This window comes from Virgibacillus halodenitrificans JCM 12304 (genome assembly GCF_001310895.1).
In the GTDB taxonomy this organism is placed as follows: Bacteria; Bacillota; Bacilli; order Bacillales; family Amphibacillaceae; genus Virgibacillus_Q; species Virgibacillus_Q halodenitrificans.
Window position 1 is genome coordinate 116,056 of sequence record NZ_BAZS01000003.1, and the last position, 16,756, is coordinate 132,811.

Annotated in this window: 12 protein-coding genes and 3 pseudogenes; all 15 read left to right on the forward strand. The window is 37.2% G+C overall.

The window, feature by feature from the left end:
• The first annotated feature begins 269 nt into the window (after positions 1-269).
• Positions 270-956, forward strand: coding sequence for a cell division ATP-binding protein FtsE (ftsE, locus tag JCM12304_RS03070; RefSeq protein WP_019377742.1), 687 nt, complete (start codon positions 270-272; stop codon positions 954-956).
• Positions 946-1,839 (forward strand): permease-like cell division protein FtsX, encoded by an 894-nt coding sequence (gene ftsX, locus JCM12304_RS03075; protein ID WP_019377741.1) that lies wholly within the window; start codon positions 946-948, stop codon positions 1,837-1,839. Before ftsE ends, ftsX begins: the two co-directional genes overlap by 11 nt.
• Before the next feature lie 66 nt (positions 1,840-1,905).
• Complete coding sequence (locus JCM12304_RS03080; RefSeq protein ID WP_060678513.1) at positions 1,906-3,327, forward strand: murein hydrolase activator EnvC family protein; 1,422 nt, start codon at positions 1,906-1,908, stop codon at positions 3,325-3,327.
• A 163-nt stretch (positions 3,328-3,490) separates the two neighbouring features.
• Positions 3,491-4,951, forward strand: a complete 1,461-nt coding sequence (locus JCM12304_RS03085) for a S41 family peptidase (protein ID WP_019377739.1) — start codon at positions 3,491-3,493, stop codon at positions 4,949-4,951.
• A 111-nt stretch (positions 4,952-5,062) separates the two neighbouring features.
• Positions 5,063-5,458, forward strand: a complete 396-nt coding sequence (locus JCM12304_RS19870; RefSeq protein ID WP_060678514.1) for a hypothetical protein — start codon at positions 5,063-5,065, stop codon at positions 5,456-5,458.
• A gap of 244 nt (positions 5,459-5,702) precedes the next feature.
• A complete protein-coding gene (locus JCM12304_RS19875) occupies positions 5,703-6,233 on the forward strand; it encodes a PDZ domain-containing protein (RefSeq protein ID WP_256200749.1) in 531 nt (176 codons plus the stop codon).
• A gap of 331 nt (positions 6,234-6,564) precedes the next feature.
• On the forward strand, positions 6,565-7,614 hold the full coding sequence (locus tag JCM12304_RS03100; RefSeq protein ID WP_019377737.1) for a multicopper oxidase domain-containing protein: 1,050 nt from the start codon (positions 6,565-6,567) through the stop codon (positions 7,612-7,614).
• Between the two features lie 228 nt (positions 7,615-7,842).
• Positions 7,843-9,824 (forward strand): annotated as a pseudogene (gene uvrB, locus JCM12304_RS03105) (excinuclease ABC subunit UvrB).
• 7 nt (positions 9,825-9,831) lie between these two features.
• Positions 9,832-12,707: pseudogene (gene uvrA, locus JCM12304_RS03110) on the forward strand (excinuclease ABC subunit UvrA).
• Between the two features lie 323 nt (positions 12,708-13,030).
• A complete protein-coding gene (locus JCM12304_RS03115) occupies positions 13,031-13,384 on the forward strand; it encodes a YojF family protein (RefSeq protein WP_019377734.1) in 354 nt (117 codons plus the stop codon).
• Between the two features lie 55 nt (positions 13,385-13,439).
• On the forward strand, positions 13,440-14,111 hold the full coding sequence (gene bshB2, locus JCM12304_RS03120; protein WP_019377733.1) for a bacillithiol biosynthesis deacetylase BshB2: 672 nt from the start codon (positions 13,440-13,442) through the stop codon (positions 14,109-14,111).
• Positions 14,112-14,289: 178 nt separating this feature from the next.
• Positions 14,290-14,484, forward strand: a complete 195-nt coding sequence (locus tag JCM12304_RS03125; RefSeq protein WP_019377732.1) for a PspC domain-containing protein — start codon at positions 14,290-14,292, stop codon at positions 14,482-14,484.
• Complete coding sequence (locus JCM12304_RS03130; RefSeq protein ID WP_019377731.1) at positions 14,485-14,841, forward strand: phage holin family protein; 357 nt, start codon at positions 14,485-14,487, stop codon at positions 14,839-14,841.
• A 96-nt stretch (positions 14,842-14,937) separates the two neighbouring features.
• On the forward strand, positions 14,938-15,873 hold the full coding sequence (gene hprK / locus JCM12304_RS03135) for an HPr(Ser) kinase/phosphatase (RefSeq protein WP_019377730.1): 936 nt from the start codon (positions 14,938-14,940) through the stop codon (positions 15,871-15,873).
• Between the two features lie 10 nt (positions 15,874-15,883).
• A pseudogene (gene lgt / locus JCM12304_RS03140) lies at positions 15,884-16,755 on the forward strand (prolipoprotein diacylglyceryl transferase).
• The last annotated feature ends 1 nt before the right edge of the window (position 16,756 follow it).

Sequence of the window (16,756 nt, forward strand, 5' to 3'; positions counted from 1 at the left end):
ATCATCACACTTCAAGTTAGTTCCTATTCTCCGCTTAATAATTTTACAAGTTTATATTACCAGTAACAATTACCCCTTTTTTCTTACAAAAAAACCTATTATATTTCAAATTAGCCAACCTTTGAAACACAAATGTAATAATTTTATGTCTAAAAAAACTGGCGAAAGATGTTATAATGAATAAGAAATCTTTTGATTGCTTCCAAAAAGTGGAGCAATTTTTTTCAGTGAATAGAATGGAATGACAATAAACATAAAGGTGATTTTATATGATATTAATGAAAGATGTTCATAAAACATACCCAAATGGGGTTACAGCATTAAATGGTATTAATGTTGAAATAGAGCAAGGTGAATTTGTTTACATAGTCGGCCCGAGTGGTGCGGGTAAATCAACATTTATTAGATTAATGTATCGTGAAGCTAAAGCAACAAATGGAACAATTATGATTAACGATTTAGATATGAGTAGCTTAAAGGAAAAGAAAGTGCCTTTTCTTAGAAGAGATATTGGTGTTGTCTTTCAAGATTTTAAGCTTTTACCTAAACTATCAGTATATGAAAATATTGCTTTTGCATTGGAAGTAATTGAAGAATCTCCGCGAAATATCCGCAAACTAGTAATGGATGTACTAGAGCTCGTCGGTTTGAAAAACAAGGCACGGTTTATCCCAGATGAACTGTCCGGAGGTGAGCAACAGCGCGTGTCCATTGCCCGTGCCATCGTCAACAAACCTAAAATTGTTATTGCAGATGAACCGACTGGAAACCTTGATCCTGAAACTTCATGGGAAATCATGAAAATACTGGAAGAGATTAACTCCAGTGGAACAACCATAATAATGGCAACACATAGTAAAGAAATTGTTAATACGATTAAAAAACGAGTCATTGCAATAGAGGATGGACTTATTGTGAGAGATGAGCACCGAGGTGAATACGGCTATGAAATTTAGAACAGTGAGACGACATCTTCGGGAAGGGTTTAAAAATATAGCAAGAAATGGATGGATGACGGTAGCTTCCGTAGGTGCAGTAACCACCACACTTATTTTGGTCGGTGCCTTTCTAGCTCTTATGCTTAACTTAAACCAGATGGCAGATAACATAGAAGAAGATGTGGAAATAAATGCTTTATTAGAGCTGACTCTTGAAGAGGATCAAATAACAACTATCGGGGATGAAATAAAACAGATAAATGGTGTGGATTCAGTTGTTTTTTCTTCTAAAGATGAGCAGTTGTCAGAATTAGTTGACAGCATGGGGGAAGAAGGAAAGTCATGGCAGTTATTTGAACAGGACAATCCTTTAAATCATGTTTACATTATCAAAACAAAAGATCCACAAGACACAATAAAAGTAGCTGATAAAATTTCTGATTTGCAAGGGGTTCAGGAAGTGAATTATGGACAAGGGGTAGTTGAACGACTCTTTGAATTCAATAAATACGCAAGAACGATAGGTGTTGTTCTTATTGTTGGATTAGTTTTTACAGCAATATTCCTGATATCCAATACAATTAAAATTACTATTATGGCACGAAGCAGAGAAATTGGCATTATGAAATTGGTAGGAGCAACAAACGGCTTTATCAGATGGCCATTTTTTATTGAAGGTCTCTTACTTGGAATTCTAGGATCTGTAGTTCCGATTGCTGCTATTTTAGGTGGCTATTATTATTTAGAAAATAATATTAGTGAACGAATTAATTATAGTTTTGTTGAATTATTGCCATTTAACCCATTTGCATGGCAGTTATCCCTTATCATATTAGGTATTGGTGCATTGATCGGTGTATGGGGGAGCGTAATGAGTGTCCGCAAGTTTTTAAAAGTTTAATAACAACAGTTGTTGCTAGCATCAAAGATAAAATATTTTTAAACATAGGGAAGGGGAACACGGGTAATGAAGAAGATCTTTTCGTTCGGAATGACCACGGTTTTAGTATTATCTCTAAGTATTGGAACGGTAACTTCAGTATCGGCTGAGTCCATAAATGGATTAAATGATAAGATTAATGACTTGGAAAAAGAAAAACAGGAGCTGAATGATAAACAAGGTAGCCTTTCCAGTGATAAAGAAAATACGCAATCTAAAATAAATGAAAATTTGAATGAACAGAGTTCTGTTGAGAAAGAAATACAAAACATTGACGAGAAATTAAATAACACAAAGAATAAAATTTCTACAAAGGAAAACGAAATAACTGAAACCAATAATAGAATTGATGAATTAAAAAATAGAATAGTAGAATTAAAAGAAGAAATAAAAGTATTAAAAGAGCGAATTAAAAAGCGTAATGAACTACTTAAGGATCGCCTGCGTGCCATCCAACAAAATGGTGGGAACATGAAATACATAGAAGTTATTTTAGGTTCACAAAGTTTTGGCGATTTCATTAGCAGATCTTCTGCGGTTAATGCCATAATGGATCAGGATAAATCTATTATGGAAGAACAAGAAGCAGATAAGCTTTCCTTAGAAAAGAATAAAGCTGAGGTAGAAAACAGCAAAAAAGAAGTAGAAGCTAAAAAAGCATCTCTTGTTGATCAAAAGAAAGAGCTTGTAGCTTTAAAAGGTGACTTAAATAGCCAAATGAAAGAAAGAGAATCATTGATGGCTAAGTTGGAAGAAGAACATTCTGATTTGGAAGAGTATAAAGTAAGTATTGAAGATGAGCAGGAAATCCTTGCTGCTCAAGCATCTGCTGTTGAAAAGGCGAAACGTCTGGCAGAATCAGAAAAAGGAAAATTGGAACAGCTTGCTAAAGAAGAAGCAGCTAGAAAAGAGAGAGAAAGAAAGGCTGCTGCTGAAGCTAAAAGTAAATCAAACAGCTCACAATCCAGTTCGAGCTCAAGCTCTAATTCCAATTCAGGAAGCAGTGCAAGTGCTAGTTCAAGCTCTAACAGTGGCGGAGGTATTTTCATCTGGCCGGCTGCTGGTCCCAAAACTTCTGATTATGGATATCGTATTCACCCAATTTACGGAACGAAAAAGCTCCACGCTGGTATGGATATAGGTGCTGGTACTGGAACTACCTTAAAAGCAGCTGCTTCAGGTGTAGTTATCCGCGCAGGATGGATGAATGGATATGGAAATACAATTATGATTTCACATAGTATTAATGGAACGAACTACACTACGTTATATGCACACCTTAGCAGAATCTCAACTTCTGCAGGTGCTGTAGTAAGCCAAGGACAAACTATTGGCGCTACTGGTAATACAGGTGGTTCTACAGGTCCACACCTTCATTTTGAAGTTCATAAAGGTGGTTGGAATGCTTCTAAGAGCAATTCTGTCAATCCATTAAACTACTTAAATTAAGTTGCTTATTAAAAAGGACATCACAATATTGTGGTGTCTCTTTTTCTTAGGAAAGATTATGATATAATTACATAAACTTAGTAATAAACATAGTCATAGGTAAGGGAAAGTGATATGCTTTTTATTGTGCATGTGCATTCAACATAATGATTGAGGTGGAAATATGAAATATGGAAAAATGAAAATAGTTCTCTTGCTGCTTGCAGCATTGTTTCTAGGGTTCGCCGGAGCCTATACTGGCGTTAAGCTTGCAAATCAAGGTGAGTCAACCATTGAGCAAAGTGCGAATAAAGGAGCCACAGAAAAAGCAGATGAACAAGCAGCAACAACTCCGAAAGATATGCAGAAAGTTGTACAAGCATATACCTTAATCAAACAGAATTATTTGAAGGATGTTGATGATAAACAGTTGATTGAAGGTGCTATTCAAGGAATGTTAACAACCCTTGAGGATCCTTTTAGTTCTTACATGGATGCAGAGTCCATGAAGGATTTCAATGAACAAATCGAAGCAGAGTTTGAAGGAATTGGAGCAGAAGTAAGCATGGTTGAAGGTAAAGTGACCATCGTTGCCCCGATTAAGGATTCTCCTGCTGAAAAGGCGGGGCTCCGGCCAAATGACCAAGTACTATCTGTAGATGGGAAAAGCTTGGAAGGTTTGGATTTAAATGAGGCTGTCGCAAAAATAAGAGGAGAAAAAGGTTCAGAGGTTGTCTTAGAAGTTAAACGCGCTGCAGCTTCAGAACCGTTTGACGTTACTATTGTACGTGATACCATTCCAGTTGAAACAGTCTATAATGACTTAAAAACAATTAATGGCAAAAAAACTGGAATTCTGGAAGTTACTAACTTCTCTGAACACACTGCTGAGGAGTTTACAAAACAACTGGATAGCCTTGAAAAAAAGGGAATTGAAGGCTTGGTTATCGATGTAAGAGGAAATCCAGGAGGCTTACTTAATGTTGTCGAAGATATGCTAAAACTATTTATACCTGAAGATATGCCATACTTGCAGATTGAAGATCAAAATGGTGATAAAACACCTTATTATTCCCAGCTAAAAGAAAAGAAAGAGTATCCAATAACTGTACTTGTAGATGAAGGAAGTGCATCTGCTTCAGAAATATTGGCTGTTGCAATGAAGGAAGCAGGTTATGACGTAGTAGGGCAAACAAGTTTTGGTAAAGGGACAGTACAACAAGCAGTTCCATTAGGAGATGGAAGTACGATTAAGCTTACTTTCTACAAATGGCTTTCTCCAAAAGGTAATTGGATTAATGAAAAGGGAGTAGAACCAACGATTGAGAAGAAACAACCTGATTATTATTATTCTAATCCTATTCAAATTGATGACCCATTTGGATTTGATCAATCTGATGAGAAAATCGGGAATATCCAAAAAATGCTTTCTGGTTTAGATTACGAGCCGGGGAGAGAAGATGGCTATTTCAGTAAAGAGACAGTTAAAGCTGTGAAGGAATTCCAACAGAAGAACGATATAAAAGTGACTGGGGAAGTTGATAAAAAAACAGCTGGATTACTGGAGACAAAGATTGTAGAGAAAATACGTAATGGAGAAGACGACGTTCAGTTAGATACTGCACTGAAAGCTTTATATAAATAAGCATAAAGCCGCGGCTGAAACCGCGGCTTTTTAACTCAAAAATTGCAGGAAAAAAGTCGATAACTATCGAATAATACTAGTAGATAGTTTAACAGAGAAGGTGATGAAGCAATGAACTTGTGGGCAATTGAACTAGGGAAAGGTTTAGCTAAACTGTTTCTCCAACCATTACTGTATTGGAGTCTGTTCCTAGTGGTACTGGCAGGTTACAGGCGAATTAAACAAGAAAGAAAAAATTTTGGTATTAAAATCTTTGATGTTTTTTCTGAATGGAAGAATACATTGTTTTTCTCTTTATTACTTGGTGTAATTTTTTCTGTGATCTTTTTAGGAACAGGAATGGTATTGTCTTACGAAGTAATGTTTATCATTAGTATTGTAATTATACTTTTAAGTATCACTGGCAAATTTACGTTACTTTCACCTAGTTACACCATTGGGTTAACCTATGTGATTTTATTGTTTCTCCCATTTCTAGGAAGGGAACTCAACCATTTTCAGATATAAGTTTTAGTGTTATCGTTATTTTGTTGGGAATAGGATTAATTGCAGAAGGGGCTTTGATATGGAAAACGAGGAAGCAGGAATCCTATCCTGAGCTAATAAAAGGTTCCAGAGGTGGTTGGATTGGTCTCCACCGTTTAAAAAAGTTAAGCATAATTCCTTTTTTTACATTAGTTCCTCGGGATTAATTACACCTTTTGCACCGTATTGGCCATATTTTTCTATTGGTGAAACCACTTATAGCCTAGTGCTTTTTCCTTTACTAATCGGATTTGAACAAGCTGTTTTAGGTAATGCTCCTGCAAATGCAGCACGCCGTCTGGCTAAACAAGTTATCCTATTGGGAGTTTTTATCCTTGTCTTGGCTGTTGGAAGTGTATTTCAATCTTGGTTCACTCTGGCAGCAGTAGTTTTATCAATCCTTGGAAGAGAGTTAATCAACTATAGATTCAGAACTGCTGATCGGTTATCTCCATCTTTCTTCCAACGCAGTAAGGCAGGGCTAAAAGTATTAGCAATTATACCTGAAACTCCAGCGGAACGTCTTGAAATTTTACCTGGTGAAGTTATAACCAAAGTGAATGGATTCAGAGTCAGTGGCATTGAAGAGTTTTATTATTCACTCCAAAAGAGTGGTGCCTTTTTTAAATTGGAAATCATAGATTTTAATGGAGAAAATCGTTTTGTACAAGGCGCGTTATACGAAGGGGACCACCATGAATTAGGTGTGGTATTTGCCGCAGACCCTTACAGAAAGAAGAGGCTACTAAGTAATTAACTTATTACTTACTAAAGGTAATTCCATGATTGATCATGGAATTACCTTTTTAATTTTCAACTTAGCCTGTTTACTCTCTTCTTTTGTGAAATATTCACAATGATTCCGCGTACTTATAGTATTTTTCCTATTTATACAGTATTTACTGTCTTTATGTCAGACATATATTGTTCATATACACACAAATGAAAAGTGATGCAAATCACAGGTGGGCAGGTATATAAATCATAAACTAAGAGTGAAGATAGGGTTATTCACGCAGAGCAGATAACTAACACATATATGTTGGATGGCCTAAGGTTATCTTCAATCTTAACTAGAGGTGATTAATATGTTGAAAAAAGCTAAGTATACGTTAACTGCTGTATTAATGGTGAGTGCTTTAATGTTATCTGCTTGTGGTAATGGAACAAACGAAGTTCAACATGAAGTGTCTAAGGAGCTTAAGAGCTCTGTGAAACAAACGAGTGCTACGGAAAATCTACAGGACATCATAGCTCCACACAAAGAATTAAATCAAGAACCTGTACCTGTGGAATTTGAACGAGATGGAAAAGATGTATTTGTTACGATGACAGCGCAAATTACTGATATTGAAATTGATAAAAATTATAATTACAAGGCCTGGACGTTTAACGGAGAGGCACCTGGACCGCTAGTTGTAGTAAATGAAGGGGATACCATTCACTTTACATTAGAAAATAAGGATCCAGCAATTCCTCATAGTATGGATTTTCACGCTGTTCATACTGCTCCGGATAAAAACTTTGCTGATGTAGCTCCAAATGAAGATGGTACGTTTTCTTACAAAGCATCTAATCCAGGTGTGTTTATGTATCATTGTGGTACTGCACCTGTTCTCCAACATATTGCAAATGGAATGCATGGTGTGATTATTGTAAAACCAAATGACGGTTATCCAACTGACAACGAAGTGGATAAAGAGTATGTTGTTATTCAGAACGAATGGTATAAATACAACGACCTTGAGGATATGACAAACGATGTCCCTTCCCAAGTTGTATTTTCCACAAAAGCATTACATGAAGGGCAACCAAATACGAATGGAACCGTTAGTGCGGTGAAGGATGAACCATTATTAGCAAATGCTGGAGATAAAGTACGTATCTATATAAATAACGTTGGACCAAACGAAGTTAGTAGCTTTCACGTAGTTGGGACGATGTTTGATGATGTTTATATTGATGGTAACCCGGCCAACCATTATAAGGGGATGCAGACAGTTATGCTACCTGCAAGCGGAGGCGCAGTTGTAGAATTTACTGTAAAAGAAGAAGGAGAATATCCATTTGTAACACATCAATTTAATCATGCTACTAAGGGGGCAGTTGGGTTAATAAAAGTAACTAAAGGTGAATAATAGGCTCTAGTTTATTTAATATTATCAAGGAAAACATCGGCGAAAAGGCTGGTGTTTTTTTATGGTGAAATATTACTGGTATGATTTTAAGTAGGCTTATAAGGGTATAATGTCTTTAGAAGAGAAGGGTTAAAGCATTTTTTATCGAATATTTGTTCGTTAATATGTTAAAATTATTTGTACGTATGATAAACTATTTATAGATGATTCAGATCGGGGGCAAGACTAGTGAATAATACGTTTGAATTAATAGCGAACTACGAACCGCGTGGCGACCAGCCTAAAGCAATTCAGGAAATCGTTGATAAAATTCTGGCTGGTCAGCGTCATCAGACGTTACTTGGAGCAACTGGAACAGGGAAGACGTTCACGATGTCTAACGTGGTAAAAGAAATAAATCGGCCAACATTGGTCATTGCGCATAATAAAACTTTAGCTGGACAGTTATATAGTGAATTTAAAGAGTTTTTTCCAAATAACGCGGTTGAATATTTTGTCAGCTATTATGACTATTATCAACCGGAAGCTTACGTACCATCTACTGATACTTTTATAGAAAAAGACGCGAGTATAAACGACGAGATTGATAAACTCCGACATTCTGCTACATCTTCATTATTTGAAAGAAATGATGTTTTAATTGTAGCAAGTGTTTCTTGCATATACGGTTTGGGTTCCCCTGAAGAATATAAAAGCCAGGTGCTTTCACTCCGGATGGGGATGGAAAAGGATCGAGATGCACTCTTACGTGATCTTGTAGATATACAATATGCAAGGAATGATATTAACTTTCAACGTGGTACTTTTCGTGTGCGTGGAGATTCAGTAGAAGTCATCCCAGCCTCACGGGAAGAACATTGTATTCGAATTGAATTTTTCGGCGACGAGATCGACCGTATTCGTGAAGTAGATGCATTGACAGGCGAAATTATTGGTGACAGGGAGCATATTGCAATTTTTCCTGCTTCCCACTTTGTTACACGTGAAGAAAAGCTTAAGAAAGCTATTATAAATATCGAAAAAGAGTTGGAAGAACGACTGAAAGAACTCCGTTCGGAAAATAAATTACTTGAAGCACAGCGTCTGGAACAACGTACAAATTATGATATTGAAATGATGAATGAAATGGGTTTTTGTTCAGGTATTGAAAACTATTCCCGTCATTTAACATTCCGTAATGAAGGGGATACACCATATACCCTTTTAGACTTCTTCCCGGATGATTTTCTTGTAGTGGTGGATGAATCTCATGTTACTCTTCCCCAAATCCGTGGAATGTATAATGGGGACAGGGCTAGAAAACAAGTTCTTGTAGACCATGGATTTCGTTTGCCCTCAGCATTAGATAATCGACCGTTAAAATTCGAGGAGTTTGAGAAAGCAACGAATCAGCTCGTTTACGTCTCAGCAACTCCCGGGCCCTATGAAATGGAACATTCACCTGAAATGACAGAACAAATTATAAGACCTACAGGATTACTTGATCCTAAAATCGAAGTGCGTCCGATTAATGGGCAAATCGACGACCTCATTGGTGAAATAAATAAACGCGTGGAACGGAAAGAAAGAGTACTTGTTACTACACTGACTAAAAAGATGTCAGAGGATTTAACTGATTACTTAAAAGAAATAGGAATGAAGGTTGCATATCTGCATTCGGAAATAAAAACGCTTGAGCGGATTGAGATAATTAGAGATTTGCGAGTTGGAAAATATGACGTATTAATTGGTATTAACCTTCTAAGGGAAGGGTTGGATATACCGGAGGTTTCGCTAGTGGCAATTCTAGATGCAGATAAAGAGGGCTTTCTTCGTTCAGAAAGATCCCTTATCCAAACAATGGGACGCGCTGCACGTAATGAAAATGGGGAAGTAATTATGTATGCAGACCGCATTACAAATTCCATGCAAGTGGCGATGGATGAAACCAACCGACGCGTGAAAAGCAAATGGCTTATAATGAACAACACGGAATAACCCCAACGACAATTAAAAAAGATGTGCGTGATGTCATACGTGCAACTGTAGCTGCAGAAGAGCAGGAAGAATACGGAGATAATAAGAAGAGTCTTGCTAACCTCTCCGGAAAAGAAAAAACAAAAGCAATTGAACAAATGGAAAAAGAAATGAAGGAGGCTGCCAAAGGTCTTGACTTCGAAAAAGCAGCTGAACTTCGTGATATTATTCTAGAGCTTAAAGTGGGAGGTTGATTTATAAATGCCTAGTAAAAGTATACAAATTCAAGGCGCAAGGGCACATAATTTAAAGAATGTTGATGTCACCATTCCTAAAAATAATCTGGTCGTACTTACAGGCTTGTCAGGATCTGGAAAATCTTCACTCGCTTTTGATACAATTTATGCAGAAGGGCAGCGGCGCTATGTCGAGTCTCTTTCTGCTTATGCACGGCAATTTTTAGGCCAGATGGATAAGCCGGATGTAGATGCCATAGAGGGACTATCTCCTGCTATTTCTATCGACCAGAAGACAACGAGTAAGAATCCAAGGTCAACAGTAGGAACAGTCACAGAAATCTATGATTATTTAAGACTTCTATATGCCAGGGTAGGCCATCCCACTTGTCCAAAGCATGGAATTGAAATTTCTTCTCAAACGGTCCAGCAAATGGTTGATCGCATTTTGGAATACCCTGAAAGAACTAAGCTGCAAATACTTGCTCCAGTTGTTTCCGGCCGAAAAGGTGAGCATGTAAAAGTATTTGAGAAGTTGCGTCAGGAAGGCTACGTGAGAATAAGAGTAGACAAAGAAATGCGAGAAGTATCAGAAGAAATTAAATTAGAGAAAAACAAAAAGCACTCTATTGAAGTTGTAGTGGACCGTATTGTAGTAAAAGAGGGAATTACTGGGCGATTGAGTGACTCTATTGAGACAGCACTTACTTTGGGAGAAGGCAAGATCATTGTTGACGTAATTGGTGAAGAGGAATTAATGTTTAGTGAAAATCATGCCTGTCCCATATGTGGATTCTCGATTGATGAGTTGGAACCAAGGTTATTTTCATTCAACAGTCCATTTGGAGCATGCCCTACATGTGACGGATTGGGGACAAACCTGGAAGTAGATCTGGATCTCGTCATTCCTGATTGGGATAAGACGTTGAACGAGCATGCAATTGCACCTTGGGAACCAATTAGTTCTCAGTATTATCCTCAGTTACTGCAAAGTGTTTGCAATCATTTTAATATAAATATGGATACACCAGTAAAGGATCTTCCGAAAGAAGAAATGGATAAAATTCTGTATGGAAGTGGGAATGAAAAAATCCATTTCCATTACGTAAATGATTTCGGTAAAGTTAGAGATAATCGTGTCGCTTTTGAAGGTGTGCTAGCAAATGTAGCTAGACGGTATCGTGAAACATCATCTGATTTCATTCGTGAAACCTTAGAAAAGTATATGGCCCAAAAACATTGTCCTGCATGTAAGGGATACCGTTTAAAGGAAGAAGCTTTAGCGGTACTGGTAAATGGGCTGCATATTAGCAAAGTCACTGATTTCTCCATAGTAGAGGCACAGGACTTTTTTGAGCATTTAGAGCTAAGTGAAAAGGAAGAAAAAATTGCTCAAATGATCCTCAAGGAAATATGTAACCGGCTGGAATTTTTAAATAATGTCGGCTTGGATTATCTCACTTTATCTCGTGCAGCTGGTACACTCTCGGGCGGAGAAGCTCAGCGTATACGCCTGGCTACTCAGATTGGGTCTGCTCTGACAGGGGTTCTTTACGTATTGGATGAACCATCCATCGGACTGCATCAACGGGATAACGATCGGCTTATCGAAACATTAAAGCGCATGAGGGATCTGGATAACACGTTAATTGTTGTGGAGCACGATGAAGATACCATGCTGGCTGCCGATTGGTTAATAGATATTGGTCCAGGTGCTGGGGAGCATGGAGGCCAAATAGTAGCGAGCGGCACACCAACAGAAGTAATGAAAGATGAGCGTTCTCTAACAGGACAATATTTATCTGGAGACAAATTTATTCAATTACCATCTCAAAGAAGAAAAAGTGATAAACGTCATATTGAAGTAGTTAGAGCTGAAGAGAATAATTTAAAGAAGGTTAATGCTAAATTTCCAATTGGTCTAATGACCGTAGTTACCGGCGTTTCTGGTTCGGGGAAAAGTACTTTAGTAAATGAAATTTTATACAAATCATTAGCCAAGGAATTGTATCGTGCAAACATAAGCCAGGAAAGCATAAAACGGTAAAAGGGATCGAGCATATCGAGAAGGTTATCGATATTGACCAATCACCGATTGGAAGGACTCCTCGTTCCAATCCAGCAACTTATACAGGTGTTTTTGATGATATCCGTGATGTTTTTGCTCAAACTAATGAAGCAAAGGTACGAGGCTATAAAAAAGGTCGTTTCAGCTTCAATGTTAAAGGTGGAAGATGTGAAGCCTGTCGTGGCGATGGAATAATTAAAATTGAAATGCACTTCTTACCAGATGTATATGTCCCTTGTGAGGTTTGTCATGGAAAACGTTACAACCGGGAAACCTTGGAGGTTAAATATAAAGGAAAGAATATCTCTGATGTATTAGGACTGACCATTGAAGAAGCTTTGGAGTTTTTTGCTAATATCCCTAAAATTAAACGTAAATTGCAAACTATTTATGATGTTGGTTTAGGGTATATCAAACTAGGACAGCCGGCAACAACATTGTCAGGTGGAGAAGCGCAACGGGTGAAACTCGCAAGTGAATTACACCGCCGTTCCAATGGAAAATCCTTTTATATTTTAGACGAACCGACAACTGGTTTACATGTTGATGATATTAAACGGTTGTTAGCAGTCCTTCAGCGTTTAGTGGATAATGGTGATACAGTGTTGATTATTGAACATAATCTTGATGTTATCAAAACTGCAGATCATATTATTGACTTAGGACCAGAAGGCGGAGCACGTGGAGGACAGATTATTGCAACAGGTACACCGGAAGAGATTGCTAAAAAAGAAATATCTTATACTGGCCGATATTTAAAACCGGTGTTAGAAAGAGACCAGCAGCGAATGAATAATCTGATTTCAAACAAAGAAAAAATAAGTGCAAAGTAAACTGTAAAGGTAATAAGCTGGACAAAGCTTATTACCTATTTTTTGTTACCGTATCTTTAAGAATTTTTTATTGGGGTTCGATAGTACACAAAATTGGTAAACTACGAATTAACTATGTAGGACTGTTTTCAGCGGATTAGCTTGTTCTACTGCCGATTGCTCTCACGCTCGTCTCATTCCTTTAATGTATTAGATTAGGAATATACTCCAGCAAGTATACTACTATTGAACTTTCTTTTGCGATATTTTCAAACGTATGTTTTGACGCATTCCTATCATTTGGATAAGCTAAACAAAGAAGTGTTTTTGGGAGGAACAGAATAATGAAATCAATTGAAATGGAAAAAGTACAAGAACAATTAGATCGTTTTACTAATAAAGCAGTATATGTACATGTGGAAACGACAAATGGGGCATATGCAAGTCATTTTGACGATAAAGCATACAATGTAGGAGCATATGTTAGAAATGCAGAAGTAACATTTCATCAAGCAAAGATCGTTGGAAGCGGAAATGCCTATCGGGTTGGCTTGAAAATGGAAAAAGGGTGGATTTATGCTGAAGGGCTAACTGATTGGGTGATGCAGGAAGAGAGTAAGATGCTAATGGCCGGTCATGATCGCGAAGGCCGTTTAATGGTAGCACTTCAAATTAGTGAAACTCCATTTAGCTATTAAAAAATGGAAAAACATTTAATTATTATGGTAAATTTTTAGAATAAAGGTGATAAGAATGGAAAAACATGTTGTAGTTATATACCCACATCCTGATGATGAATCGTTTGGCGCCGCTGGAACAATTGCAAAATTTAGAGAGCAGGGGGTACCAGTTACCTACTTATGTGGCACATTAGGTGAAATGGGTAGAAATATGGGCTCCCCCACATTTGCAAATCGTGAGACATTACCAGAGATCAGAAAACAAGAATTACTTAATGCCTGCAAGGCGCTGGACATTCAAGTACAAATGCTTGGCTATCGTGATAAGACAATTGAATATGAGAATCGTAGCCAGATAGCAGATGATTTAAAAGCAAGACTTGAAGAAATCAAGCCTTCGCTTGTAATTACGCATTATCCTCCACACGCTGTTCACCCTGATCATAATGCCATGGGCGCGGCAGCTATCGAGGCAGTAAGTTTAATGGAGCCTGAAGTTCGACCGACAGTGTGGGCGCAAGCTATAACGAATACGTACGTGGAGGATTTAGGAAAACCTCATGTAATTAATGATATTCGCCCATACCTGGACAAGAAAATGGAAGCCATATTGTGCCATACCTCACAGGCTAGTGGAATACTTGGTCAACTAACAGATTATGAAAACTTAGATAAGGATTTAAAAGAAAAAGCTGAAAAAAGGCTTGGGTATGAACAATTTTATATTTGGGACTTTGAAAAGTAATAGACTTCTAAAATGAAGATATAAGTGAAGAATCGCTCTCTTCTTCTGCTTTAATATTTAACTTTATTTAGAAAAAAGCATTTAAAAGACTATTTCAGTGTAGATTGTAAATACAATTATAATGTTTAAATTATATTTACATGAGGAAACCTGAATATATAGAAGGAGGGAGCATTTTATGAAAAAATTATATCGTTCATCTAATCAACGTATGGTCGCAGGTATTCTAGGCGGTATTGCAGAATACTTCAATGTTGATGTAACTATCCTACGATTAATTTTTATTATTTTACTATTTTTTAGTGCCTTCACCTTTGCATTTGTGTACTTGATTGCTATCTTTATAATACCAAATGAAAGGGAGATACATTAAATGGTGCTTCGTTGGCTGATATCACTTATTTTGAATGCAGTAGCTTTATTAGTTGTAGCTCAACTATTTGATTCTTTTCAGCTGGAAGGATTCGGAACAGCGCTTTTGGCCAGTTTCATTCTAGCTATTTTAAATATCTTAATTAAGCCGTTGCTCATTTTATTTACATTACCTATTACAATATTAACACTTGGTTTATTTTTATTTGTTATCAATGCAGTTACGCTAATGATTACACAAGCATTAATGGATTCATCCTTCGTAATTGATGGATTTGGTATAGCTATACTTGCTTCTATTATCATTTCCATTATTAACTTAGTGCTAAATAATTTGGTGAAAGACTCCATCCGTTAACAGAAAATGCTTCGTAGCTATTCGCCTACGATTTTTTTTTCGTATATGCTACAATAAAGTGAAACTTCTTACACCAATTCGAGGAGGATGCAGTACATGTCGATAGTTCGTACCAAGGATTTACTTAAAAATTTTACTTTAACTCTTGTAGCAGGGGAAGATGGAATACATAGAGAAATTATAACAAGTGACATTTCACGTCCGGGAATTGAAATGACCGGTTATTTTAAATATTACCCCCAAGAACGTTTACAATTAATCGGCAGAACAGAAATGGCTTATTTTCTAGATCTGACAGATGAGGAAAAAAGAGATCGCGCCAGCCGTTTATGTACAGATATCACTCCTGGAATCGTTGTCTCCAGAGGAATGGAAATACCAGAAATATTGATAAATGCAGCAAATGAATCTGGAGTACCTATTTTACATTCACCACGGAAAACGACAAGGGTCATTAGCCGTTTAACTAATTATCTGGAAGCTAAATTTGCTCCATCGACAGCGATCCATGGGGTGCTTGTTGATATATATGGGGTTGGTGTCCTGATTACAGGTCAAAGTGGCGTAGGGAAAAGTGAAACTGCTTTGGAATTAGTGAAGCGAGGACACCGCCTGGTAGCGGATGATAGCGTAGAAATCAGGCAGGAGGATTATGATAGTTTGATTGGAAATCCTCCACCATTAATTGAGCATCTTCTAGAAATTCGCGGACTAGGAATTATTAATGTAATGACATTATTCGGAGCAGGTTCTGTTAGAAGTCATAAAAAAATTTCCTTCATTATCAATCTGGAAATATGGGATCAGAAAAAGCAATATGACAGACTTGGATTAGATGAAGATAAAATGAAGATAATGGATGTTGAGTTACCGAAAGCAACCATACCTGTTCGACCAGGTAGGAACCTTGCAGTAATTATAGAGGTTGCAGCAATGAACTTCCGTTTGAAAAGAATGGGAGTAAATGCAGCTGAGGAGTTTTCAGAGCGACTAACCATGATGATTGAACAGGAGTCAGAAGGAGCAGAATAGGAGGAGTCATATGAGTTGTCAAGCACCGGCGTTAGACCGGGTATTTTTAGAAATTGGGCCTTACCAATTTATTGGTATGGGGTGATTATTGCCACAGGCGCTTTTCTGGGATTGTATCTGGCAACAAAAGAATCAGATCGCTTGGGAATGAAAAAAGATCTCATTGTGGATTTTGTTGTTTTCGCCATTCCGATCGCTATTTTGCTTGCCAGAATTTATTATGTAATATTTGAATGGGAAAATTACGCGGATGGACCATGGACAGACATTTTTGCCATATGGGAAGGTGGCATTGCAATACATGGTGCTGTTATTGGTGGTGTTTTGACGGCAATTGTATTTACAAGAATAAAGAAAATTTCCTTTTGGCAATTAGCAGATATCATTGCGCCAAGTTTGATCTTAGGGCAGGCAATTGGACGTTGGGGAAACTTTATGAATCAGGAAGCACATGGTGGTGCTATTTCAGAGGAAACGTATAATAGTTTTCATCAATATTTACCTGATTTTATAATGAACCAAATGTGTATTGAAGGAGTTATGTACCATCCTACTTTTTTATATGAATCTATTTGGAATTTACTTGTATTTGCCTTCTTACTTATCTTACGCAGGTATAACCCGTTACGCGGAGACGTATTCTTAAGCTATGTGATTGCATACTCTGTAGGTCGTTATTTTATCGAGGGAATGCGAACTGATAGTTTATACGCTGTTGGCGACTTAAGGCAGGCGCAGCTTATATCTGTTATTGGTATTGTTACAGCAATAATTATTCTTGTATATCGCCATGTTAAAGGGCCTAAAATCAGATATGCAGAAGAAAAAGTATCTGCAAAGAAGAAAATTGATAATAAAAAGAAGAATAAAAAGAAAAAATAGG

Excerpts from the sequence above, each read along its gene's own strand:
- ftsE (WP_019377742.1), top strand. The coding sequence starts at position 270 with ATGATATTAATGAAAGATGTTCATAAAACATACCCAAATGGGGTTACA.
- ftsX (WP_019377741.1), top strand. The coding sequence starts at position 946 with ATGAAATTTAGAACAGTGAGACGACATCTTCGGGAAGGGTTTAAAAAT.
- JCM12304_RS03080 (WP_060678513.1), top strand. The coding sequence starts at position 1,906 with ATGAAGAAGATCTTTTCGTTCGGAATGACCACGGTTTTAGTATTATCT.
- JCM12304_RS03085 (WP_019377739.1), top strand. The coding sequence starts at position 3,491 with ATGAAATATGGAAAAATGAAAATAGTTCTCTTGCTGCTTGCAGCATTG.
- JCM12304_RS19870 (WP_060678514.1), top strand. The coding sequence starts at position 5,063 with ATGAACTTGTGGGCAATTGAACTAGGGAAAGGTTTAGCTAAACTGTTT.
- JCM12304_RS03100 (WP_019377737.1), top strand. The coding sequence starts at position 6,565 with ATGTTGAAAAAAGCTAAGTATACGTTAACTGCTGTATTAATGGTGAGT.
- JCM12304_RS03115 (WP_019377734.1), top strand. The coding sequence starts at position 13,031 with ATGAAATCAATTGAAATGGAAAAAGTACAAGAACAATTAGATCGTTTT.
- bshB2 (WP_019377733.1), top strand. The coding sequence starts at position 13,440 with ATGGAAAAACATGTTGTAGTTATATACCCACATCCTGATGATGAATCG.
- JCM12304_RS03125 (WP_019377732.1), top strand. The coding sequence starts at position 14,290 with ATGAAAAAATTATATCGTTCATCTAATCAACGTATGGTCGCAGGTATT.
- JCM12304_RS03130 (WP_019377731.1), top strand. The coding sequence starts at position 14,485 with ATGGTGCTTCGTTGGCTGATATCACTTATTTTGAATGCAGTAGCTTTA.
- hprK (WP_019377730.1), top strand. The coding sequence starts at position 14,938 with ATGTCGATAGTTCGTACCAAGGATTTACTTAAAAATTTTACTTTAACT.